Consider the following 22,460-nt stretch of genomic DNA (forward strand, 5'->3'; position numbering starts at 1 on the left):
ATGGGGGACTGGCACGGCGGTGGGCCGGACAGGGGCGGGAACCGGGCCGTGGACGGGGCGCAGCCGGACGGGGTGCGACGGGCCGCAGGCGGCCGCGGCCGGCGGGAGACCGCGCGATGAGCTGGACCAGCGGACCGTTGACCGCCTTCGACCTGGAGACCACGGGGACCGACGTCGAGACCGACCGGATCGTGACGGCCGCGGTCGTGCGGCTGGACCCGGACGGACGCATCGCCGAGGAGCGCACCTGGCTGCTCGACCCCGGAGTGGCGATACCCCAGGAGGCCTCGGCGATCCACGGCATCTCCACGGAGCACGCCCGCACCCACGGGCTTCCGGCCGCAGCGGCGGTCGAAGAGATCGCCCGGGCCGTCGCCGAAGGTCTGGGCGCCGGGACGCCGTTGGTGGTGATGAACGCCCGGTACGACCTGTCCCTGCTGGACCGGGAGTGCCGGCGGCACGCCGTGGCCTCGGTCAGCGAGCGGCTGGGCGGCGTACCCGCGCCGGTGATCGACCCGCTGGTGATCGACAAGCACGTGGACAAGTACCGCAAGGGCAAGCGGGCCCTGTACGCCCTGTGCGCCCACTACGGGGTACCGCTGGACGACGCGCACGACGCGCGGGCCGACGCGGTGGCCGCCGCCCGGGTGGTGCGGCGCCTGGCGGAGCGGCACCGGCCCGTCGGCGCCATGGCCCTGACCGACCTGCAGGACCTCCAGACCCGGGCGGCCGCCGAGCAGTCGGTGTCCCTCCAGCGCTACCTTCGGCGCACCGCGGACCCGGCGGCCGTCGTCGAGCCGGCCTGGCCGCTCATCCCCCGCCCCCGCTGACCGGGGGCGGAAACCGGGCCGCGCAGGGACCACCACCGCAGGCGCAGGACCCCGTCGCGATCGGTCAGGACACCGCGCCCCGCGGCTGGCGGGATGTCCGGTCCTGTCAGAAGGGATGCCAGCGCAGTTCGCGGTCCCCGTCCCGGAGGGAGGCGACCCGGCGGCGGAATTCGGCCAGGGCGGCCGGGTTGGCCGGCGCGTGCTGGGCGACCCAGGCGCAGCTCGCCGTCTCCCGGGCGCCGCGCAGGACCGCGCACCCCTGCCAGTCGCGGACGTCCCAGCCGTACGCCGCGACGAAGGCCCCGTACTCCTCGGCGGGCAGGCCGTACCGGTCGCGGGAGAGGGCCATCACCACCAGGTCGTGCTCGCGCAGATCGGCCGAGACCGTCTCCAGGTCGACGAGGACCGGGCCGTCCGGACCCACGTGCACGTTGCGCGGCAGGGCGTCGCCGTGCACGGTGCCCGGCGGCAGGTGCGGGGTCAGGGCGGCCAGTTCGCCGGCGTAGGCGTCGCGGCGGGCCCGCAGGTACGCCGCGTCAGCCGGGTCGACCGCCCCGCCGGCCAGCCGCAGCCAGCGCTCCACCCCGCCCAGCAGGTCCCGCGGCGGCAGGGCGAACGGTGGCGCGGGCAGGGCGTGGACCTGCCGCAGCAGCTCTGCCAGGTCGGCGGACCGCGCCGGCCGTACCGCTTCCGGAAGCCGGTGCCACAGGGTCACCGGATGCCCGTCCACCAGCCGCGGCGCCGGTTCGGCGGCGCGGACCGCGGGCACGCCGTACTCCGCGAACCAGGCCGCCACCGCGAGCTCCCGGGCCGCCCGCGCCAGCAGCTCCGGGTCCCGGCCCACCTTCACCACCAGCTCGCCGACCGCGAACACGGCGTTCTCGCCGAAGGCGAGGAGTTCCGGCTCCCGCCCCGGGCCCGCGGTGAGGCCCGCTGCCGTCAGTACGCCCCTGGCCTGCGCCTCGTCCATGCCGCTCGTCTCGTCCTTCGCCGGTTCGCCGTGAATCCGCCAAGTCTCGCACCCCGGTGTGCGCTGCCTTGATGCGCCATCAGGGCCGGCCCGGTGACCGTGCCGGCGGGAGGGCCCGCCGCACCAAGGCATTGCACGAGACGTATCGTCTCGTTAGAGTCGGGGCATGACCTCAGCCCAGTCCGCGCACCTCGCCATGTTCTCCATCGCCGCCCACGGGCACGTGAACCCGAGCCTCGAAGTGATCCGGGAGCTCGTCGTCCGCGGCCACCGGGTCAGCTACGCCGTCCCCGCCTCCTTCGCACCCCAGGTCGCCCGGACCGGAGCCACCCCGGTGGTCTACACCTCGACCCTGCCCACCGACGAGGAGCCGGAGGCCTGGGGCACCGAGCTCATCGACCACCTGGAGCCCTTCCTCGACGACGCCATCCAGGCCCTGCCCCGGCTGGCGGCCGCCTTCGAGGGCGACGAGCCGGACCTGGTCCTGCACGACATCACCTCCTACCCGGCGCGCGTCCTCGCCCACCGCTGGGGCGTGCCCGCCGTGTCCCTCTCCCCGAACCTGGTCGCCTGGGAGGGGTACGAGGAGGAGGTGGCCGCGCCGATGTTCGCCGAGCTGAAGGCCTCCGAGCGGGGGCGCGCGTACTACGCGCGGTTCGCCGCATGGCTCACCGCGAACGGCCTCGACGGCGACGTCGACCGCTTCCAGGGCCGCCCCCGCCGCAGCATCGTGCTGATCCCGGAGGCGCTCCAGCCGCACGCCGACCGGGTCGACCCCGCCGTCCACACCTTCGTCGGTGCCTGCCAGGGCGAGCGCGCCGAACAGGGCCGCTGGCAGCGGCCCGGAACGGCCGCGGGCAAGCGGGTCGCCCTGGTCTCGCTCGGCTCCACCTTCACCCGGCAGCCCGCCTTCTACCGGGCCTGCATGGACGCCTTCGCAGAGCTCCCCGACTGGCACCTCGTCCTGCAGATCGGCAGGTTCACCGACGAGGCCGACCTCGGGCCGGTCCCGGCCGACGTGGAGGTGCACCGCTGGGTGCCGCAGCTGGACGTCCTGCGCCAGGCCGACGTCTTCGTCACCCACGCGGGCGCGGGCGGCAGCCAGGAAGGCCTCGCCACCGCCACCCCGATGGTCGCCGTCCCCCAGGCCGTGGACCAGTTCGGCAACGCCGACATGCTGGTCTCCCTCGGAGTCGCCCGGCACGTCCCGAAAGAGCAGGCCGACGCCGAGACGCTGCGCGCGGCCGTCCTCGCCCTGGCGGCCGACCCCGAAGTCGCCGCCCGCGCACAGCAGATCCGCACCCGGATGGCCGGCGAGGGCGGAGCCCGCCGGGCCGCCGACCTCATCGAGGCCGAACTGTCCGAGGCAGGTCCTAGGGTGCCCTCATGACGAAGAAAGCCACCGGGCAGGCCACGCAGCAGGCCGTGAAGACGTACGCGGCGCTGCTGCGCGGGATCAATGTCGGCGGGAACAAGAAGGTCCCCATGGCCGAACTGCGCGCCGTGCTGGAAGGGCTCGGCCACGACGGGGTGCAGACGTACCTGCAGAGCGGCAACGCCGTCTTCAGCACGGCCGCCGCGGATCCGGTGGCGCTCGCACGCGGACTGGAGGCGGCCGTCGAGGCGCACTTCGGCTTCCGGGTGCCGTGCCTGGTGGTGGACGGCGCCTACCTGCGCGCCGTCGTGGACGCCTGCCCGTTCCCGGCCGCGGAGCTGGAGGGCAGGCAGCTGCACGCCGTCTTCTTCTCCGAGCAGCCCGGGGCCGAGCGGTTCGCCGCGCTCGACGAAGCCGCGTACCTGCCGGAGGAGTACCGGCTCGGCGACCGCGTCCTCTACCTCTACGCCCCGGACGGCCTGGGCCGTTCGAAGCTGGGCGAGGCGCTGGCCAGGCCGGCCGTCGTCAAGGGCATCGACGTGACCAGCCGGAACTGGAACACCGTCGTGAAACTGGTCGAGCTGACCGGCGCCTGAGCCGCCGCCGGGCCGACTCGGCGCGCATCGCGGCGGTGCGCATCGCGGCGGCTCGCGGCGGCGCGGCTCGGTTCGCGGCGCGGCTCGGTTCGCGGCGCGGCTTGGTCCGCGGTGCGGTGCGCCTCGGTTCCGGCTCCACCGCAGCTCCGGTCCGGCCTGCGTGGATGGTCCGCGGTGATCAGCGCGGGCCGCCGGCCCGCCGGCCCGCCCGGACAGTGAAGGCACCCCATGACGGACCACGACGCCGCGCCCGCCCTCGCCGCCAAGGCCGCCGGCAGCTGGAGGATGGTCTCCAGCGAGAACTTCGACGCCTACCTGCGGGCCGTCGGGGTGGGCGCCCCCGCCCGGACCACCGCGACCACGACCGACCCCGTCCAGACCTTCTCGTACGAGGACGGCCTCTGGACCCTGGAGACCGTCACCGGCCTGCGCAACACGGTGGACGAGTTCCGGCTGGGCCAGGAATTCGCCCTGGCCACCCCCGACGGGCGCACGGCGACCTCCCTCGTGACCGCCGACGGGGACCGGCTCGTCGAGGTGCGCAGCATCGACGGGGGGACGGCCACCATCGTCCGGGAGTTCAGCCCCGGGGAACTGGTCGTCACCTACTCCGCGCAGGGAGTCAGCGCCGTGCGCGTGTTCACGAAGGTCTGACCGGCCCGGGCCCGGGACGGCGGCGCCCGCCTAGGCCAAGGCGTCCAGCAGGGCCATCTCCCGAGCCGTCAGGCGCAGGGCCGCCGCGTCCAGGTTCTCCGTCAGGTGGGCGGACGAGCCGGTGCCCGGCGTCGGGCACAGCACCCGGGAGTGGTGCAGCAGCCAGGCCAGTGCGACCTGGCCCGGCCCCGCGCCGTGCGCGGCGGCCACCGCGGTCACGGCCGCCGCGCTCTCCCGCGTCAGGGCGCCGCTGCCCAGCGGGTGGTACGGGAGGAAGGCGATCCCGTGCGCCTCGCACAGCCCGAGCACCTCCGCCGAACTGCGGTCCAGCAGGTTGTACGGGTTCTGCACCGAGGCGACCGGCACCGACTCCCGCGCCTGCCGCAGCTGTTGGGCCGTCACCGTGTCCAGGCCGATGTGCCGGATCTTGCCCTCGGCCCGCAACTCGGCGAGCGTCCCCAGCTGTTCCGCCATCGGGACCGCCGGGTCGAAGCGGTGCAGCTGGTACAGGCCGATCCGCTCCACCCGCAGCCGCCGCAGGCTCGCCTCGCACATCGCGCGCAGCTGCTCCGGGCGCCCTGCGGCGTGCCACCGGTCCGGCCCGGTGCGCACCACCCCGCCCTTGGTGGCGACGACCAGGTGCTCCCCGTACGGGTGCAGGGCCTCCGCGATGAGCTCCTCGGCCAGTTCGGGACCGTAGTTGTCGGCGGTGTCGACGAGGGTGACCCCACGCTCCACCGCCGTGCGCAGCAGGGCCCGTGCCTGCGCCCGGCCGCCGCGCGGCCCCCAGAAGCCGGGGCCGACCAGACCGCCCGTACCGAGGCCGAGCCGCCCTACCGGAAGGTCGCCGCCGAGAAGGAACACCGTGTCCGCCATGCCCCGACGGTAGCGCAGGGCCCGGCGTGTGCCAGGCTCGTGCCCATGCGGTACATCATCATCGGCGCGGGCGCGGTCGGCGCCACCATCGGCGGACGTCTTGCGGAGGCGGGCGGCGAGGTCGTCCTCGTCGCCCGCGGGGACCACGCCGAGGCCCTGCGGGCGGACGGACTGCGGCTCACCACGGCCGCCGGGACCCGGGTGCACCGGCTGCCCGTCGTGGGCGGACCGGCAGAACTGGGCGAACTGCGGTCCGCAGACGTCCTGTTGCTCGCGGTCAAGACCCAGGACGCGGTGGCCGCCCTCGACGCCTGGGGTGCTGCGGAGGTCGCGGGCGGCGGAACGGCCGCACAGCGGCTGCCGCTGCTGTGCGCCCAGAACGGCGTGGAGAGCGAACGGCTGGCGCTGCGCCGCTTCGACCGGGTGTACGGGGTGTGCGTGTGGCTGCCCGCCACCTTCCTGGAGCCGGGCGTGGTCTCGGCGCTGTGCTCGCCGCTCACCGGCATCCTGCACCTGGGCCGGGCCGCCGGCGGCGCGGACGAGCGGGCCCGGCGGATCGCGGCCGACCTGGAAAAGGCCGGGTTCGAGGCGCCGGTGGTCGAGGACGTGATGCGCTGGAAGTACGCGAAGCTGCTGGGCAACCTCGGCAATGCCGTACAGGCGACGACCGGGCCGGAACCGGACCCGGCGAAGACGGCGCTGCTGCTGCGGGCGGTCCGTGAGGCGAAGGCGGCCTTCGCCGCCGCGGGGATCGCCTACGCCTCCGAGGCCGAGCAGGCGGCGGCGCGCGACGGCAAGGTGGAACAGCCGCCGGGCATCCGCGGCGGATCGTCCTGGCAGAGCCTGGCCCGGGGCACCGGCTCGGTGGAGGCGGACTACCTCAACGGGGAGATCTCCCTGCTGGGCCGGCTGCACGGCGTCCCGACCCCCGTCAACGACGTCCTGCGGCACGCGGCGAACATCTTCGCGCGCGAGGGGCTGCCCCCGGGCGCGATGTCCGCCGAGGACCTCACGGCCCCGGCGGACGAGGCCGCGGCCCGCAGCTGAGCCGTCTCACTGCCGGCCCTCCCGGATCGCGCCGGCCCGCGCGCCGCTCCCGCGCGGCGGGCGGGTCAGGCCGTCAGGGCCGGGCGTCCCGCGGGGGCTTCGGCGGCCGCGTCGAAGCGGCGCAGCAGCAGGCGGGCCAGCTCCGGGGCGGCCCCCAGGACCCCGGCGACGAGGTCCGCGCCCGCCGCCCCGGCCCCCGCCGCGATGCGGTCCGGCAGCCGCCCGGGAGCGATGACGTACGGGGCCACCGCCACCCGTGCCCAGCCCTCGGCGCGCAGGGCCCGTACGGCGTCCTCGGTACGGGGGAACCCTGCGGGAGAGGCTCCGGAGGCGAACGCAGGCCGCACGGCACACCAACCGGTGCGCCGCCACTCCCGCGCGGTTTCAGCGATCACTGCGATCGCCTCCGGGTCCGTGGAACCGGCGGACGCGAGCACCACCGCAGTGGTGGCGCGGTCCGCCGGGGTGAGGCCGGCTTCGGCGAGCCGGCGGTCGAGGGCCGAGAGCAGCAGCGGGGACGGGCCGAGCACGTCCGCCACCCGCACCGACAGCCCCGGCAGGCGCGCGGCCGACTCGGCCAGCGCGGCCGGGATGTCGGACTTCGCGTGGAAGGCCCGGGTCAGCAGCAGCGGCAGCGCCACCACCTGCCGTGCGCCGGAGAGGTACAGGGCGCGCAGGGCCTGTCCCACCGTCGGCGTGTCGAAGTCCAGGAAGGCCGTCTCGACCCGCAGCCCCGGCCGCAGCCCCCGCGCCCGCCGGACCAGGGCGTGCACGGTCGCCGCGTGCCGCGGGTCGCGGCTGCCGTGGGCGATGACGAGCAGGGCGGGTGCGCTGGACACGGGAATCAGCTCTTGACCAGCAGGCCGCGGGTGCGCAGCACCCACCGCTCGAGCGGGCTGAAGATCAGCAGGTCGATGGCGATGCCGACGACCAGGATCAGGATGATCGCGAGGAACACGCCGGGCAGGTCGATGTTGTTGCGGCCGTTCTCCAGCAACTGGCCCAGTCCCAGGCCCAGATCGGGGGAGCTGGCGATGATCTCGGCGGCCATCAGGGAGCGCCAGGAGAAGGCCCAGCCCTGCTTCAGGCCGGCGAGGTAGCCCGGCAGCGCGGCCGGCATCACGATGTGCCGGGCGCCGCGCAGTCCGGTGGCGCCCAGGGTGCGGCCGGCCCGCAGGAACAGCGGCGGGATCTGGTCGATGCCGGAGACGAGGCCGTTGGCGATGGAGGGGACCGCGCCGAGCAGGATCACCGTGTACATCATGGCGTCGTTGAGGCCGAACCAGAGCACCGCCGGCGGCACCCAGGCGACCGAGGGCAGGGACTGCAGCCCCTGGAGGATCGGGCCGATCGCGGCGCGCACGAACTTCACCCGGGCCACCAGCAGGCCCAGCGGGGTACCGATGGCCAGGGCCAGCAGGAAGCCGAGCATGCCGCGGGAGACGCTGGTCCAGATGACCTCCAGCAGGGTGCCCTTGACCCACATGCCGGACAGGCTGTCCCACACGTCGGCCAGCGGCGGCAGCTTGGTCTCGTCGGTGACCTTCAGCGCCACCAGGAGCTGCCACACCAGCAGTACCAGGCCCACGGCCAGGAGCGGCGGCAGGACCTTCTTGACGAGGACCTCGCGGACGGGCGTGCGGTGGGTCTGGACCGCGTCCAGGGCGTCGAGGCCCGCCTCCAGGCCGGCCAGGTCGTCCTGCTTGCCCCCGGCCGCGGCCTTCGGGGTGGTGTCAGTGCTGGCCATGGCGACGGATCTCCCCACGCAGGTGTTCAGTGATCTCAAGGGACAGCTCGGCGACGTCCGCGTCCTCGATGCGGCGCGGCTGCGCAATGCCCACGGTCCATTCCTTGGCGACCCGGCCGGGCCGGGAGGAGAGCAGGACCACCCGCTGGGCCAGGCGGACGGCCTCGCGCACGTTGTGGGTGACGAACAGGACGGAGAGGTTCGTCTCGGCCCAGATGCGGGTGAGTTCGCCGTGCAGCACGTCCCGGGTGATGGCGTCGAGCGCGGCGAACGGCTCGTCCATCAGCAGGAGTTGGCTGTCCTGGGCCAGAGCCCGGGCCAGGGCCACGCGCTGGCGCATGCCGCCCGACAGCTCGTGGACGCGCTTGCCGTACGAGCCGCCGAGGCGGACGAGGTCCAGCAGCCGCTCGGCCTCCGGGCGCCGCTCGGCCTTGGCCACCCCGCGCATCCGCAGCGCGAGTTCGATGTTCTTGCCCGCGGTCAGCCACGGGAACAGGGCGTGCTCCTGGAACATGAGCGCCGGACGGCCGCCGGGGGTCGTGATGGACCCCGCGGACGGCTTGTCCAGTCCGGCGACCAGGTTCAGCAGGGTGGACTTGCCACACCCCGAGGCCCCCAGGATGGTGACGAACTCGCCGGGAGCGACATCGAGGCTGATGTCGTCCAGGACGAGCTGCGATCCGGCCGGGCCGGAGAAGGACTTCGAGACGTGCTCGATGCGGGCGGCGTGCGTGTGCTGCTCCGCTACGGTGCCCTCGGCAGCCTTGGCAAGCGTGGTGGCCATGGTCGTCACCTCCTGGGTTCGCTGGACTACGGGATTACTTGGCGCCGAGACCGGCGTCGGAGACCTCGGGCTTGCCCGCGGCCTTGAGGACCTTGTTCAGGAGCGACAGGTCGTAGATGCCGGACAGTTCGGGCTTCTCGATGAGCTTGGCCTTGACCGCCCAGTCGGACTCGGTCTTCAGCGTCGCGGCCAGCGGGTCGTCGGTGACCAGGATGCTCTTCCAGGCCGGGTCGATGACCTTGGCGTCGAGGGCCTTGCCGCTCTCCGCCTCCAGCTTGGCGTTGGCCGAGGCCTTCGCCTTGTCCGGGTTGGCGTTGATCCACTCGTTGGTCTTCACCGTGCCCTTGAGCACGGCCTCGACCACGTCCGGGTGCTCCTTGAGGAACTTCTGCGACACGATGATGTTCGTGATCACGAACTTCTTGTCGGGCCACAGGTCGGTCTCGTCGAGGAGGACGGCCGCGCCGTCCGAGACGAGCTTGGAGGCCGTGGGCTCCGGCACCCAGGCGCCGTCGATCGAACCCTGCTTGAAGGCGTCCGGGGTGACCTTGTTGTCGGTGCGGACGACGGAGACGTCGCCCTTGCCGGACTCCGGGTCGACCGTCCAGCCCTTCTCGGAGATCCAGTTGAGGAACGCGACGTCCTGCGTGTTCCCCTTCTGCGGGGTGGCGATCTTCTTGCCCTTGAGGTCGTCCAGGGTCTTGATCTTGTCCGGGTTGACGACGAGCTTCACGCCGCCGGAGGCGGAACCGGAGATGATCCGCAGGTTGCTGCCCTTGGACTTGACGTAGCCGTTGATCGACGGCGAGGGGCCGATGAAGCCGATGTCCAGGGAGCCGCCGTTGAGGGCCTCGATCTCGGACGGGCCCGCGTTGAAGGACTGCGGCTTGATCTTGGTGCCGTTCAGCTCCTTCTCGATCAGGCCCTCCTGGAGGCCGACCAGAGCGGTGGCGTGGGTCAGGTTCGGGAAGTACCCGATGCGGACCTCGGACGCGGAGAGCTTCTTGCCCGCGTCGGCCGAGTTCGCCGCGTCGGCGGCCTTGGGCTCGGACTTCTCGGCCTCGGAGCCGTAGCCGCAGGAGGCGAGCGCGCCGATCAGGAGCGGCAGGGCGGCAGCGGCGACGGCGCTGCGGCGCAGGGTGGTGCGGGGACGCGCGTTACGGGTGGTGGTACCGGTGGCAGGCACGGGAGGACTTCCTCTCGGAGCGCCGTGGGGTCACGACGCAGGTCTTCGTCTGTGGAGCAGGGCCGGGTACAGCTCGTGGGGGGTGAGGGCGCGCATGCGGTGCGCGTACGTCATCGCGCACATCGCGCCACCCCTCCCTGGCCGCTGCCGAGGCGGCCGCTGCCCACGCGGCCGCCTTCCTTGGCGAAGGTGGCGTAGATGTCGGTCGCCATGTCTAGAAGTCCCACCCTTCCTCGTCTGCCTGGACGGTCGTCTCGGCCTGGGAGGCGAAGGACTCGCCCGCCATGCCCGCCGCCAGGGTGGTTCCGTCAGCCGGGTCGATCAGCAGGAAGGACCCGGTGCGCCGCGAGTCGGCGTACGCGTCGAGCGCCAGCGGCTCGGCCGTGCGGACGACCACCCGGCCGATGTCGTTGGCCACCAGCTGCCCGGGGTCCGGGTGCTGGGACAGGTCGTCCAGGGTCAGCCGCGAGGGGATCTCCTTGACGATCGCCTTGACCGTGCGCGTGGTGTGCTTCAGCAGCACGCGGGCGCCGACGGCCAGCGGCTGGTCGGCCACGTGGCAGACCGTCGCCTCGACGTCCTGCGTGGTGGCCGGGGCACTCGCGGACGGCGCGATCAGGTCGCCGCGCGAGATGTCGATGTCGTCCCGCAGGCGCAGCGTCACCGACTGCGGCGCCCACGCGATGTCCACGGACTCGCCCAGCGCGTCGATGCCCGCGATGACCGAGGTGCGGCCCGACGGCAGGACGGTGACGGCCTCGCCGACGCGCAGCACGCCGGAGGCGATCTGGCCCGCGTAGCCGCGGTAGTCGGGGTGCTCGGCGGACTGGGGCCGGATCACGTACTGCACCGGGAAGCGCGCGGGGCAGGCCGTCAGGTCGTGGCTGACCGGGACCGTCTCCAGGTGCTCCAGGACCGTCGGGCCGCCGTACCAGTCCATGTTCGCGGACGGCTCCACCACGTTGTCCCCGGCCAGGGCCGAGATCGGGATCGCGGTGATCTCCGGGACGCCCAGGTCCGAGGCGTACGCGGTGAACTCCTCGGCGATCTTCGCGAAGACCGGCTCCCGGTAGTCCACCAGGTCCATCTTGTTGACGGCCAGGACCACGTGCGGGACCCGCAGCAGGGCCGCGACGGCCGCGTGCCGGCGGGTCTGCTCGATCACGCCGTTGCGGGCGTCGACCAGGACCACGGCCAGGTCCGCGGTGGACGCGCCGGTGACCATGTTGCGGGTGTACTGCACGTGCCCCGGGGTGTCCGCGAGGATGAACCGGCGGCGCGCGGTGGCGAAGTAGCGGTAGGCGACGTCGATGGTGATGCCCTGTTCCCGCTCGGCCCGCAGGCCGTCGGTGAGCAGCGCGAGGTCGGGAGCCTCCTGGCCGCGCTGGGCGGAGACGGCCTCGACGGCCTCCATCTGGTCGGTGAGGACCGACTTGGAGTCGTGCAGCAGGCGGCCCACCAGGGTGGACTTGCCGTCGTCGACGGAACCGGCGGTCGCGAAGCGCAGCAGCGTGGTGGCCGACACGTCGGCGAACTGCTCGGTGGTGCTGGTCATCTCTAGAAGTACCCTTCGCGCTTGCGGTCTTCCATCGCGGCCTCGGACATCTTGTCGTCGGCGCGGGTCGCACCCCGCTCGGTGAGCCGGGAGACGGCGATCTCGGCGATCACGGCGTCGAGCGTGACGGCGTCGGAGTCGACGGCGCCGGTGCAGGACATGTCGCCGACCGTGCGGTAGCGGACGAGGCGCGTCTCGGGCGTCTCACCCTCCTTCGCGCCGCCCCAGTCACCCGCGGTCAGCCACATGCCGTTGCGCTGGAAGACCTCCCGCTCGTGGGCGAAGTAGATCTGAGGCAGTTCGATGCCCTCGCGGGCGATGTACTGCCACACGTCCAGCTCGGTCCAGTTGGACAGCGGGAAGACGCGGACGTGCTCACCCGGGGCGTGCCGGCCGTTGTACAGCTGCCACAGCTCGGGGCGCTGGCGGCGCGGGTCCCACTGGGAGAACTCGTCGCGCAGGCTGAACACCCGCTCCTTGGCGCGGGCCTTCTCCTCGTCGCGGCGGCCGCCGCCGAAAACGGCGTCGAACTTGAGCTGCTGGATCGCCTCGGTGAGCGGGACGGTCTGCAGCGGGTTGCGGGTGCCGTCGGGGCGCTCGCGCAGCTTGCCCGCGTCGATGTAGTCCTGGACGGACGCCACGTGCAGGCGCAGACCGTGCCGGGCGACGGTGCGGTCGCGGTACTCCAGCACCTCGGGGAAGTTGTGCCCCGTGTCGACGTGCAGCAGCGTGAAGGGCACCGGCGCCGGCGCGAAGGCCTTCAGCGCCAGGTGCAGCATGACGATGGAGTCCTTGCCGCCGGAGAAGAGGATCACCGGCTTCTCGAACTCGCCCGCCACCTCGCGGAAGATGTGCACGGCCTCCGACTCCAGCGCGTCCAGGTGCGACAGCGCGTACGGGGCGTCGGAGCCGGAATCGGTGTGCAGGTGTGCGGCCGTGGTCATGCCAGACCCCTCTCGGTGAGCAGCGCGTACAGGGCCGAAGCCGACTCCTGCACCGACTGCGTGTGCGACTCGATACGCAGGTCCGGGGACTCCGGGGCCTCGTACGGGTCGTCGACTCCGGTCAGACCGGATATCTCGCCCGCCGCCTGCTTGGCGTACAGGCCCTTGACGTCACGTGCGGAGCAGACCTCGACCGGGGTGGCCACGTGGACCTCCAGGTACGAGGTGCCCTCGGCGGCGTGCCGCTTGCGGACGGCCTCACGGCTGTCGGCGAACGGCGCGATCACCGGGACCAGTGCCTTGACCCCGTTGGCCGCCAGGAGTTCGGCGACGAAGCCGATGCGCTGCACGTTGGTGTGCCGGTCCTCGCGGGAGAAGCCCAGGCCGGCGGAGAGGAACTCGCGGATCTCGTCCCCGTCGAGGACCTCCACGCGGTGGCCCTCGGCGCGCAGCCGCTCGGCCAGCGCGTAGGCGATGGTGGTCTTGCCCGCGCTCGGCAGCCCGGTCAGCCACACGGTGGCGCCCTGGTCGCTCACGCTCATCTGCTTCTTCTCCGTCGGTTCCGTCGGTGCCGTGGTGTTCGTGGTGTCCGCCATCAGCCGTGCAGCCCGCACTCGGTCTTCCCGAGCCCGGCCCAGCGGCCGGACCTGGCGTCCTCGCCGGGCGCGACGCGGCGGGTGCAGGGGGCGCATCCGACGGAGGCGTAGCCGTCCGTCAGCAGCGGGTTGGTGAGGACGCCGTGTTCGGCGACGTAGGCGTCCACGTCGTCCTGCGTCCAGCGGGCGATCGGGGAGACCTTGACCTTCTGCCGCTTCTCGTCCCAGCCGACGACCGGGGTGTTCGCCCGGGTCGGGGACTCGTCGCGGCGCAGCCCGGTCGCCCACGCGCGGTAGCCGGCCAGGCCCTCCTCCAGCGGCTTGACCTTGCGCAGCGCGCAGCACAGGTCGGGATCGCGCTCGTGCAGCCTCGGGCCGTACTCGGCGTCCTGTTCGGCCACCGACTGGCGGGGGGTGAGCGTGATGACCTTGACGTCCATCACGGCCTCGACCGCGTCCCGGGTGCCGATGGTCTCCTCGAAGTGGTAGCCCGTGTCGAGGAAGACCACGTCCACCCCGGGCCGGACCCGGGAGGCCAGATGGGCGACGACCGCGTCCTCCATGGAGGAGGTCACGGCGAACGCGTCGCCGAAGGTCTCGGCCGCCCAGGTGAGGATCTCCAGCGCGGAGGCGTCCTCCAGGTCCCGGCCCGCCTGCTCGGCCAGTTCCTTCAGGTTCCGGGTGTCCTGAACCGTCGTCATCTCTCGTCCCCTCCAGCGCTGTCGGACCGGACACCCCGGGACAGCAGCCCGAGGTACTTCAGCTGGAAAGCCCGGTTGCAGGCCCGGCATTCCCACGCGCCGTGACTGCTCTCGTGGGGAAACAGGTCCTCGTCGCCGCAGTAGGGGCAGTGGAACGGGGCGGCGCGCTCGCTCACGAGAGGCTCTTCTCGTCGGCGCGGGAGACCCAGGCGGCGAACCGCTCGCCGTCCTCGCGCTGGTCCTGGAAGCGCGTGACGACCCGCTCGACGTAGTCGGGCAGGCCCTCGGCGGTGACCTTGAGCCCGCGGACCTTGCGGCCGAAACCGGCCTCCAGGCCGAGGGCCCCGCCCAGGTGGACCTGGTAGCCCTCCACCTGGTTGCCGTCGTCGTCCAGCACGAGCTGGCCCTTGAGGCCGATGTCCGCGACCTGGATGCGGGCGCAGGCGTTCGGGCAGCCGTTGATGTTGATGGTGAGGGGCTCCGCGAAGTCGGGCAGGCGCCGCTCCAGTTCGTCGATCAGCGAGGCTCCGCGCGCCTTGGTCTCGACGATGGCGAGCTTGCAGAACTCGATGCCGGTGCAGGCCATCGTGCCGCGGCGGAACGGGGAGGGCGTGACCCGCAGGTCCAGCGCCTCCAGGGCCGCGACGACCGAGTCGACCTGGTCGGCCTCGATGTCGAGCACGATCATCTTCTGCTCGGCCGTGGTGCGCAGCCGACCGGAGCCGTGCTGCTGCGCCACGTCCGCGATCTTGGTGAGGGTGGCGCCGTCGACGCGGCCCACCCGGGGTGCGAAGCCGACGTAGAAGCGGCCGTCCTGCTGCTGGTGGACGCCCACGTGGTCGCGCCACTGGCCCGAGGGCTCGGCGGGCGCGGGACCGTCGGTGAGCTTGCGCTTGAGGTACTCCTCCTCCAGCACCTGGCGGAACCGGGCCGGGCCCCAGTCGGCGACGAGGAACTTCAGCCGGGCGCGGGTGCGCAGGCGGCGGTAGCCGTAGTCACGGAAGATCGAGATGACGCCCTCGTAGACGTCCGGGACCTCGTCCAGGGAGACCCAGGTGCCCAGGCGCACGCCGAGCTTGGGGTTGGTGGAGAGCCCGCCGCCGACCCAGACGTCGAAGCCGGGGCCGTGCTCCGGGTGCTCCACGCCGACGAAGGCGACGTCGTTGATCTCGTGGGCCACGTCGAGCAGCGGCGAACCGGAGACGGCGGACTTGAACTTGCGCGGCAGGTTCGAGAACTCGGGGTTGCCGACGATGCGGCGCTGGATCTCGTCGATGGCGGGCGTGCCGTCGATGATCTCGTCCTGCGCGATGCCGGCCACGGGGGAGCCGAGGATGACGCGGGGCGTGTCGCCGCAGGCCTCGGTGGTGGAGAGGCCGACGGCCTCCAGACGGCGCCAGATCTCCGGGACGTCCTCGATCCGGATCCAGTGGTACTGCACGTTCTGGCGGTCGGTGAGGTCGGCGGTGCCGCGCGCGAACTCCTCGGAGATCTCGCCGATGACCCGCAGCTGCTCGGTGGTCAGCCGGCCGCCGTCGATGCGGACGCGCAGCATGAAGTACGTGTCGTCCAGCTCCTCCGGCTCCAGGATCGCGGTCTTGCCGCCGTCGATCCCGGGCTTGCGCTGGGTGTAGAGGCCCCACCAGCGCATGCGGCCGCGCAGGTCGTTGGGGTCGATCGAGTCGAAACCGGCCTTGGAGTAGATCGTCTCAATGCGTGTCCGCACGTTGAGACCGTCGTCGTCCTTCTTGAACTGCTCGTTGCCGTTGAGGGGCGTGTGGTGTCCGACGGCCCACTGGCCCTCACCGCGGTGACGGCCGGTCTTGCGGCGCGCTGCGGCAGGGGCTGCTGCGGGCGTTTCGGGGGTGGCGGCCATGACGGTACGTCCTTCTTCAACGGCTCAAGGCAAGGGCAGGGGGAGCGGCGGCGGGACCCCTGGTCCGGCGGTGACCTGCGAGGGCGGCAGGCGGGTGCGGCCGGGCGCCGCCGTTCTGCCGGGTGGGCACGGCGGTGTCCTGCCTCAGGGGGCTTTCGGGGTGTCTACGGCTGTGGCTGGTTCCGTCAGCAGGCCGGACACATGGCGCTGGACATGCGGCCGAGGTCGACGTGCCGCCGACTCACCAAGGCAATTCCAGCTCCATTCATGGCGGAAGCGTGTCATGTGCCGATTGGAGGAGTCCACTACTGTCCATCATGCGGACGAACTCGTCCCGGATGGTGGGACAACGTGACGGCGGTCACGCGTTTTGCGCCGCGCCGCGGCTTCCGTCCCCCGTGCAAGGGTCTCAGCACGGGCCCGCCGCCCGGCCGGGGCGTCGGGCCGGGCCGCGGGCCGGGCGTCGGGAAGGGCCGCGGCGGGGCCTCGGGCCGGGCGGCGGGTTACGCGCCCGGCCAGGGGCCGGGAGTCGGGGCCTCCTGGGCCTCCTCCGTCTCCGTACGGAACAGCGTGAACCCGCGCCGCCGGTAGTTGCCCATCGCGGTCGGCCCGTCCAGGCTGCAGGTGTGCAGCCACACGCGGCGCGTGGGCTCGCGGCCGGGCCAGCGGTCCGCCAGCGACCAGGCGCGTTCGACGCCCACCGACAGCAGGTGGCCACCGATGCGGCGGCCGCGGAAGTCGGGCAGGAGGCCGAAGTAGACGATCTCCACCACGCCGTCGTCCTGGGGGTCGAACTCCACGTACCCGGCCGGGGTGCCGCGGTCGTAGGCGACCCAGGTCTCCACCCCCGGCCTGTCCAGCTGCTCCAGCCACTGGGCGCGGGTCAGCGACAGCCGGTCCGTCCAGTGGATGTCGCCGCCCACCGAGGCGTAGAGGAAGCGGCTGAACTCCGGGGAGGGGACCGCGGCGCGGGCGACCGTGATCTCAGGGCCCGGGACGGCCGCCGGTACGAGGTCCGCAGCCGAGGTCATTTCCAGGGACCAGGTGGTGAGGGTGATGGTGCTCATGCACGTCAGGGAACCATGCCCGGTCCCGGGCGGCCCAGGCGGGCCCGGAGCACCGCAGGAGCCGTGGAGTGCGGGAGCAGCGCGCCCGCATCCTGCGGACGGATCAGCTCCACCTCCACGTCCTGGGCGAAGCGGTACGGGCGGTGGGTCAGCACGCCCGCCAGGTGGCGCCGTACCCGCGACATCTCCGCGCGCACCGTCACGGTCCGGGTCGGGTCGCCGAACAGCTCGGCCGACAGCTCCGCCGCCGAACGGCCCCGGGGGCTCTCGACGAGCAGGAACAGCAGCTCCGCATGGCGCGGGCTCAGCTCGTGGGACCAGCTGCCCGCCGCCCCGTAGACCGTCGCCGACCAGGACCCGTTCCGGCTCAGGTCCAGGACGAGGCGGGTCGCCGGGGCGTCCGCACGGTCCTCGGCGATCCGCAGCAGCCACCCCCCGGGCAGCGGCTCCACCGTGCAGTCGCCGAGGGGGGGCACCCAGGTCCGGCCCGGCCCGAAACCCCTGGGCAGGGGTATCCGCTCCGCCGGAGCCACCCCGGCGACCGCCGCCGTCCAGCCGTGCGGGTCCACGGCCAGGGCCCGGCCCGGCAGGCGCGCCAGCAGCGGGGAGGCCACCGTCCGCAGCCGCTCCAGGGACTCCAGGTGCCGGATCCGCAGCTCCCGCTCCGCGAGCCGCGCCACCGAGGTCACCCAGGCCAGCGTCGCCGGATGCATGGTGGCCAGCGGCCCGCTCACGTCGATCACGCCCAGCAGCCGCCCGTCCCGCGGGTCCCGTACGGGCGCCCCCGCGCAGGTCCACTCGTGGTGGCTGGAGACGAAGTGCTCCGCGGAGAAGACCTGCACCGGCCGCCGCGCCACCAGGGCCGTGCCGACCCCGTTCGTGCCGACCACCCTCTCGCCCCAGTCGGCCCCCACCGAGAAGCCCAGCCGGTCCGCCTTGCGCAGGATGGAGCGGTGGCCCTCCCGCCACAGCAGCCGCCCCTCCGCGTCGGCGACGACCATGATGTGCAGGGCCTCGTCCAGAGCGGGCAGCAGGCCCTCCCGCAGCACCGGCAGGACCTCCCGCAGCGCCGACACCTGCCGCCGCTCCTCGGTCTCGGCCGCGGAGAGCATCCGCGAGCGCGCGTCCCGGTCCGGGTGCACCCCCTGCGCCATCATCCGGCGCCAGGACGCGGCGATCTCCGGACGCGGTGCCGCCGGAGGCCGGTCCCCGGCCAGCGCGGCCGCCCGCACCCCCTTCAGCAGCCGAGCCGCCTCCCGTGCGTCCATGGCCGAGATGCGCGCCACATCGACCATGCTGCCTGCGGTGTCGGCCACCGGAACCCCCCCCCTAGCGAACAGGACCTGCGTCCGGCGCCGCCCGCACTCCTCCCGGGGACGCCGTTCCCCCGGCGCCGCCGGCGGACGACCGCCGAGTCAAAGGGTGCAACGGTTTGCAACTCTCGCCAAGTCCCGGTCGGCCGACTGAAACTGTCCGGACGCCGCCCAGCGGCGTGGCAGCTCCTCCTCGGGGCTTCTCGGACCAGGGGTGGTGCCGAGTCGGCGCGGCGCCACCCCTGATCCAGGTCAACGGGCCCGGATCCCGGATCCGGGCCGTTTGGGGACCGCCCGGGGGTGCTCCGGCCCGACCGCCGGACGCCCGCTCACTCCGTGATCCGCGCCCGTTCCACGATCGAGCCCAGACCCAGGCTGTGCGGCAGCGTGCCGAAAGCCGCGCCCCAGTCGCCCCCGAGCCGGGAGGCGCAGAAGGCGTCCGCCACCTCGGACGGGGCCCACCGCACCAGCAGCGAGCCCTGCAGCACGAGCGTCATGCGCTCCACCACACGGCGGGCCCGCGCCTCGATGCCCGCCAGGTCCGCCAGCTCCGTCAGCAGGTCCTTGATGGCCGCATCCAACCGGTGGTCGGCGCCCCGGGCCAGGCCGACCTCCTGGAGGAAGGCGGCCAGCGCCTGCGGCTCCCGCTGGAGGGCGCGCAGCACGTCCAGCGCCTGCACATTGCCCGAGCCCTCCCAGATGGAGTTCAGCGGGGACTCGCGCAGCAGCCTCGGCATCCCCGACTCCTCCACGTAGCCGTTGCCGCCCAGGCACTCCAGGGCTTCGGCGACCATCGGCGTACAGCGCTTGGTCACCCAGTACTTCGCGGAGGGCACCGCGAGGCGCAGGAAGGCCTTCTCCTGCTCGGTGCCGGAGTCCTGGGCCGCCGCCAGGCGCAGCGCCAGCGTGGTGGCGGCCTCCGACTCCAGGGCCAGGTCGGCCAGCACGTTGCGCATCAGCGGCTGGTCGACGAGCGGCGCTCCGAAAGCAGAGCGGTGCTCCGCATGGTGGACGGCCTGCGTGAGCGCCTGCCGCATCAGCGCGGCCGACCCGACGACGCAGTCCACCCGCGTCGCGGCGACCATCTCGATGATGGTCCGCACCCCGCGGCCCTCCTCGCCCACCCGCTGCGCCCAGGTCCCGTCGAACTCCACCTCGGCGGAGGCGTTCGAGCGGTTGCCCAGCTTGTCCTTCAGCCGCTGGATCGCGAAGGCGTTGCGGGTGCCGTCGGGCAGCACCCGCGGCACCAGGAAGCAGGTCAGACCGCCCGGGGCCTGCGCCAGCACAAGGAACCCGTCGCACATCGGCGCCGAGCAGAACCACTTGTGCCCGGTCAGCAGGTACTCGCCCGACGCGTCCAGCGGCACCGCGGCCGTCGTGTTCGCCCGGACGTCGCTGCCGCCCTGCTTCTCCGTCATCCCCATCCCGAAGAGCACGCCGCCCTTCTCCGCGGCCGGCCGCAGCCCCTGCTCGTACAGGTGCGAGGTCAGCCGCGGCTCCCACTCGGCGGCCAGCTCCGGATCGGTGCGCAGCGCCGGCACGGCGGCGTGCGTCATGGAGACCGGGCAGCCGTGCCCCGCCTCGGCCTGCGACCACACGAAGAACCCGGCGGCCCGGCGCAGGTGCCCGGCCGGACGCCCCCAGGCGTCCGTGAGCCCGTTCGTCACGGCGTGCCCGAGCAGCCGGTGCCAGGCCGGGTGGAACTCCACCTCGTCGATGCGGTTGCCGTACCGGTCGTGCGTCCGCAGCCGGGGCGGACACTCGTTCGCCTGGGTACCCCATTCCTGTGCCTGCGCGGACCCCGCCGCGCGCCCGAGGGAGGTCAGCTCCTCCCGTGCCAGGGCGAGGAGTTCGGGCCCTGCCCCGGCGAGATGGCGCTCCACGCCCTCGCGAAGGGCCCGGTCGCCGCCGTAGACGTCGTGGCCCACGAGCGGCGGGGCCTGATTGCTGACTGTGTGGGTGGTGGCTGCCATGCGGATACCGTAAGGACGTGCAGCCAGCAAAAGAAACACCCGAGCGGATCCCAGGGCGGCTCCACCGGGCCCGCGCCCTCTACCGCAACGTCTCCAAGCGCAAGATGGCCTGGCTGCTGCTGAAGGACACCGTCAACTCGTGCATCGAGTACCGCATCCTCGGACTGGCGGCCGAGGCCGCCTTCTTCACCCTGCTCTCCCTGCCGCCGCTCTTCCTCGGTCTGCTCGGCCTGCTGGGCTACGTGGACAACTGGACCGACACCACCACCGTGGCCAGCATCGAGGAGAACATCCTGCGGGCCGTCGGCACGGTCCTGTCCGACCGGGGCGTCAACGACATCGCCAAACCCCTGCTCGACGACGTGACCCGCCGCGGCCGCCCGGACCTGATCTCCCTCGGCTTCGCCTTCGCCCTGTGGTCGGGCTCCCGGGCGGTGAACGTCTTCATCGACACCATCACCGTGATGTACGGACTCGACGGGCACCGCGGGATCGTGAAGACCCGGCTGCTGGCCTTCCTGCTGTACGTGATCGCCCTGCTGATCGGCGCGATCGTGCTGCCGCTGATGGTGGTGGGACCGGACGCGGTGGTGCGGCTGGTGCCCTGGGGCACCGAGGTCATCGCGGTGCTGTACTGGCCGACGGTGACCCTGCTGTCCATCGCCTTCCTGACCACGCTCTACCACGTGTCCGTACCGGTGCGCTCGCCGTGGATCGAGGACGTGCCGGGCGCCCTCGTGGCCCTCGCGATGTGGGTCCTCGGCTCCTTCCTGCTGCGGATCTACCTGACGAACACCGTCGAGGGGCCCACGATCTACGGGTCCCTGGCCGCCCCCGTGGCGGTCCTGCTGTGGATCGGCATCTCGGCCTTCGCGGTGCTCGTCGGCGCGGCCGTCAACGCGGCCATCGACCGGGTCTGGCCCTCCGTGGCCACGGCCTCCGCCCGCGAGGCCAACGAACGGGCCCGGGAGGCGGAGGCGGCGCAGCTGATCGCGCGGGCCGCCGCCTGGCGTGCGATGGCGGAGGGCGAGTCCGAGGACGACGAGGACGAGGGCATGCCCTCGGAGTTCCCGGAGCGCTGGTCGAAGTTCCTGCCGCCGGAGGACTACACCTCGCGGCTGCGCAAGCACTGAAACGTTCCGCGGCCCCGCCCGCCGACCCGCCACCGCCCGCCCGCTCGCCCTCCGCCCGTCCCTTGCGCCACCCACCCCCTAGGCTGGAGGGATGTACCAGGAGAGGCCGTCGCGGGCCGTGGCGGGAGCCGTCCTGTGGCGGGCCACGGGCGGGGGCGGGGTGGTCCTGCCCGACGGCTGCATGGACCTGCTGTGGACCGGCGGCCGGCTGCTCGTCGCCGGCCCCGACACGGGCCCGCACCCGGCCGGCGAGGTCCCGGGCGACACCGTCGCGGGCATTCGCTTCGCGCCCGGCGCCGCCCCCGCCCTGATCGGCGTACCGGCCCACCTGCTGCGGGACGCACGCACCGAGCTGACCGCGCTGTGGCCGGCCCGCGAGGTGCGCCGCCTGACCGGGCAGCTCGCGCGGTACGCCGACCCGGCGGCCGGGCTGGAGGCGCTCGCCGTCCGCCGCGCCGCCGAGACCGGCCCGCCGGACCCCTTCCCCGCCGAGGTGGTGGCCCGGCTGCGCGCCGGGGAACCGGTCGCCTCCATCGCCGCGGCGGTCGGCTTCGGCGAGCGCCGGCTGCGCCGCCGCTCGCTGGACGCCTTCGGGTACGGGGCGCGCACGCTCGGCCGCATCCTGCGGCTGCGCCGCGCCCTCGGCCTGGCCTGCGCCGGGATGCCGTACGCCGAGGTGGCGGACGTCGCCGGGTACGCCGACCAGGCGCACCTCGCCCGCGAGGTCCGCGCGCTGGCCGGAACCACGCTGGGCGCCTACGCGGCGGGGTCCGCCGGGGCGAAGAGGGAGACCCCGCAGCCGTCCGGGTCGAGGACCACGGCGTAGCGCTGGCCCCAGAAGGCGTCCCAGGGCTTCAGGTGCCCCCGGTACCCCGCCCCGGTCAGCTCGGCGTACAGCGAGTCCACCTCGGCGGGGGAGCCGCACAGGAACGCCAGACCGACCCGGCCGTCGCCCGGGGGGCGGGTCCAGGACGGGTCGAAGGAGCGGATGGTCTCCTCGGTGTCCCAGGCGATCCGCAGGCCGCCGGGCAGGGCGGCCTCCACGTGCGGCTGGTCCTCGGACCCGGCGGGCACGTCCAGTCCGAGGCGTCGGTAGAAGGTGAGGGAGGCGGCCATGTCGGAGACGATCAGGCCGATCACATCGAGTCGGGGAGTCATGGCAGCAGGCTAGGCAGCCCGCGGTCCCGCCGTCTTGAAAGAAACGGACACCGCCCTCCCGCCACCGGGCAGCCACCGG

At 73.4% G+C, this 22,460-nt stretch carries 23 protein-coding genes and 1 pseudogene; 7 read left to right on the forward strand and 17 right to left on the reverse strand.

The window, feature by feature from the left end; genetic code table 11:
• Positions 1–116: 116 nt before the first annotated feature.
• Entirely contained in the window at positions 117–830 is a 714-nt protein-coding gene (locus ACLJTM_RS31200; RefSeq protein WP_411107131.1) for an exonuclease domain-containing protein, read from the forward strand.
• 106 nt (positions 831–936) lie between these two features.
• On the opposite strand, the gene ACLJTM_RS31205 is transcribed toward ACLJTM_RS31200, so the two are convergent.
• Entirely contained in the window at positions 937–1,800 is an 864-nt protein-coding gene (locus ACLJTM_RS31205) for a phosphotransferase enzyme family protein (protein WP_411107132.1), read from the reverse strand.
• A 71-nt stretch (positions 1,801–1,871) separates the two neighbouring features.
• On the opposite strand from ACLJTM_RS31205, the pseudogene mgt reads away from it, so the two are divergent.
• The 3 genes and pseudogenes from mgt (at position 1,872) to ACLJTM_RS31220 (ending at position 4,425) form a co-directional block, all read left to right on the forward strand.
• Positions 1,872–3,190 (forward strand): annotated as a pseudogene (gene mgt / locus ACLJTM_RS31210) (macrolide-inactivating glycosyltransferase).
• A complete protein-coding gene (locus tag ACLJTM_RS31215; protein WP_411107133.1) occupies positions 3,187–3,771 on the forward strand; it encodes a DUF1697 domain-containing protein in 585 nt (194 codons plus the stop codon). Before mgt ends, ACLJTM_RS31215 begins: the two are co-directional and overlap by 4 nt.
• 228 nt (positions 3,772–3,999) lie before the next feature.
• Entirely contained in the window at positions 4,000–4,425 is a 426-nt protein-coding gene (locus tag ACLJTM_RS31220) for a lipocalin/fatty-acid binding family protein (RefSeq protein ID WP_411107134.1), read from the forward strand.
• Between the two features lie 30 nt (positions 4,426–4,455).
• Here ACLJTM_RS31220 and ACLJTM_RS31225 read toward each other — a convergent pair whose 3' ends face one another.
• Entirely contained in the window at positions 4,456–5,301 is an 846-nt protein-coding gene (locus ACLJTM_RS31225; RefSeq protein ID WP_411107135.1) for an aldo/keto reductase, read from the reverse strand.
• A 45-nt stretch (positions 5,302–5,346) separates the two neighbouring features.
• On the opposite strand from ACLJTM_RS31225, the gene ACLJTM_RS31230 reads away from it, so the two are divergent.
• Positions 5,347–6,348 (forward strand): ketopantoate reductase family protein, encoded by a 1,002-nt coding sequence (locus tag ACLJTM_RS31230; protein ID WP_411107136.1) that lies wholly within the window; start codon positions 5,347–5,349, stop codon positions 6,346–6,348.
• 65 nt (positions 6,349–6,413) lie between these two features.
• On the opposite strand, the gene ACLJTM_RS31235 is transcribed toward ACLJTM_RS31230, so the two are convergent.
• The 14 genes from ACLJTM_RS31235 to ACLJTM_RS31300 form a co-directional block, all read right to left on the reverse strand.
• Complete coding sequence (locus ACLJTM_RS31235) at positions 6,414–7,187, reverse strand: sirohydrochlorin chelatase (RefSeq protein ID WP_411107137.1); 774 nt, start codon at positions 7,185–7,187, stop codon at positions 6,414–6,416.
• A gap of 5 nt (positions 7,188–7,192) precedes the next feature.
• On the reverse strand, positions 7,193–8,095 hold the full coding sequence (locus ACLJTM_RS31240) for an ABC transporter permease (protein ID WP_411107138.1): 903 nt from the start codon (positions 8,093–8,095) through the stop codon (positions 7,193–7,195).
• Positions 8,082–8,879: an ABC transporter ATP-binding protein gene (locus tag ACLJTM_RS31245; RefSeq protein ID WP_411107139.1), complete on the reverse strand. Its 798-nt coding sequence runs from the start codon at positions 8,877–8,879 to the stop codon at positions 8,082–8,084. The genes ACLJTM_RS31240 and ACLJTM_RS31245 overlap by 14 nt, the downstream gene beginning before the upstream one ends.
• 34 nt (positions 8,880–8,913) lie before the next feature.
• Positions 8,914–10,065: an aliphatic sulfonate ABC transporter substrate-binding protein gene (locus ACLJTM_RS31250; protein ID WP_411107140.1), complete on the reverse strand. Its 1,152-nt coding sequence runs from the start codon at positions 10,063–10,065 to the stop codon at positions 8,914–8,916.
• 214 nt (positions 10,066–10,279) lie between these two features.
• Complete coding sequence (locus ACLJTM_RS31255; protein ID WP_411107141.1) at positions 10,280–11,620, reverse strand: sulfate adenylyltransferase subunit 1; 1,341 nt, start codon at positions 11,618–11,620, stop codon at positions 10,280–10,282.
• A gap of 2 nt (positions 11,621–11,622) precedes the next feature.
• Positions 11,623–12,564: a sulfate adenylyltransferase subunit CysD gene (cysD, locus tag ACLJTM_RS31260; protein WP_411107142.1), complete on the reverse strand. Its 942-nt coding sequence runs from the start codon at positions 12,562–12,564 to the stop codon at positions 11,623–11,625.
• A complete protein-coding gene (cysC, locus tag ACLJTM_RS31265; RefSeq protein ID WP_411107222.1) occupies positions 12,561–13,106 on the reverse strand; it encodes an adenylyl-sulfate kinase in 546 nt (181 codons plus the stop codon). Before cysC ends, cysD begins: the two co-directional genes overlap by 4 nt.
• A 53-nt stretch (positions 13,107–13,159) precedes the next feature.
• Positions 13,160–13,861, reverse strand: a complete 702-nt coding sequence (locus tag ACLJTM_RS31270) for a phosphoadenylyl-sulfate reductase (RefSeq protein ID WP_411107143.1) — start codon at positions 13,859–13,861, stop codon at positions 13,160–13,162.
• Entirely contained in the window at positions 13,858–14,037 is a 180-nt protein-coding gene (locus ACLJTM_RS31275) for a hypothetical protein (protein WP_411107144.1), read from the reverse strand. The genes ACLJTM_RS31270 and ACLJTM_RS31275 overlap by 4 nt, the downstream gene beginning before the upstream one ends.
• Positions 14,034–15,737 (reverse strand): nitrite/sulfite reductase, encoded by a 1,704-nt coding sequence (locus ACLJTM_RS31280; protein WP_411107145.1) that lies wholly within the window; start codon positions 15,735–15,737, stop codon positions 14,034–14,036. The genes ACLJTM_RS31275 and ACLJTM_RS31280 overlap by 4 nt, the downstream gene beginning before the upstream one ends.
• A 185-nt stretch (positions 15,738–15,922) precedes the next feature.
• Positions 15,923–16,006, reverse strand: coding sequence for a putative leader peptide (locus ACLJTM_RS31285; protein WP_323181889.1), 84 nt, complete (start codon positions 16,004–16,006; stop codon positions 15,923–15,925).
• 234 nt (positions 16,007–16,240) lie between these two features.
• Entirely contained in the window at positions 16,241–16,804 is a 564-nt protein-coding gene (locus ACLJTM_RS31290) for a GNAT family N-acetyltransferase (RefSeq protein ID WP_411107146.1), read from the reverse strand.
• Positions 16,805–16,809: 5 nt separating this feature from the next.
• Positions 16,810–18,099, reverse strand: a complete 1,290-nt coding sequence (locus ACLJTM_RS31295; protein WP_411107224.1) for a GAF domain-containing protein — start codon at positions 18,097–18,099, stop codon at positions 16,810–16,812.
• Between the two features lie 347 nt (positions 18,100–18,446).
• Positions 18,447–20,090, reverse strand: coding sequence for an acyl-CoA dehydrogenase family protein (locus ACLJTM_RS31300; protein WP_411107147.1), 1,644 nt, complete (start codon positions 20,088–20,090; stop codon positions 18,447–18,449).
• A 17-nt stretch (positions 20,091–20,107) separates the two neighbouring features.
• Here ACLJTM_RS31300 and ACLJTM_RS31305 point away from each other — a divergent pair, with 17 nt between their 5' ends.
• Together ACLJTM_RS31305 and ACLJTM_RS31310 are read left to right on the forward strand one after the other, a co-directional pair.
• The gene (locus ACLJTM_RS31305; RefSeq protein ID WP_411107148.1) at positions 20,108–21,223 is read left to right on the forward strand and encodes a YihY/virulence factor BrkB family protein; all 1,116 of its coding nucleotides are present in this window, start codon (positions 20,108–20,110) and stop codon (positions 21,221–21,223) included.
• Between the two features lie 91 nt (positions 21,224–21,314).
• On the forward strand, positions 21,315–22,049 hold the full coding sequence (locus ACLJTM_RS31310; protein ID WP_411107149.1) for a helix-turn-helix domain-containing protein: 735 nt from the start codon (positions 21,315–21,317) through the stop codon (positions 22,047–22,049).
• On the opposite strand, the gene ACLJTM_RS31315 is transcribed toward ACLJTM_RS31310, so the two are convergent.
• Positions 21,980–22,381, reverse strand: a complete 402-nt coding sequence (locus ACLJTM_RS31315; protein ID WP_411107150.1) for a VOC family protein — start codon at positions 22,379–22,381, stop codon at positions 21,980–21,982. The genes ACLJTM_RS31310 and ACLJTM_RS31315 overlap by 70 nt on opposite strands.
• Between the last annotated feature and the right edge of the window lie 79 nt (positions 22,382–22,460).

The sequence above is a fragment of the Streptomyces sp. cmx-4-9 genome (genome assembly GCF_046548835.1).
Taxonomy (GTDB): domain Bacteria; phylum Actinomycetota; class Actinomycetes; order Streptomycetales; family Streptomycetaceae; genus Streptomyces.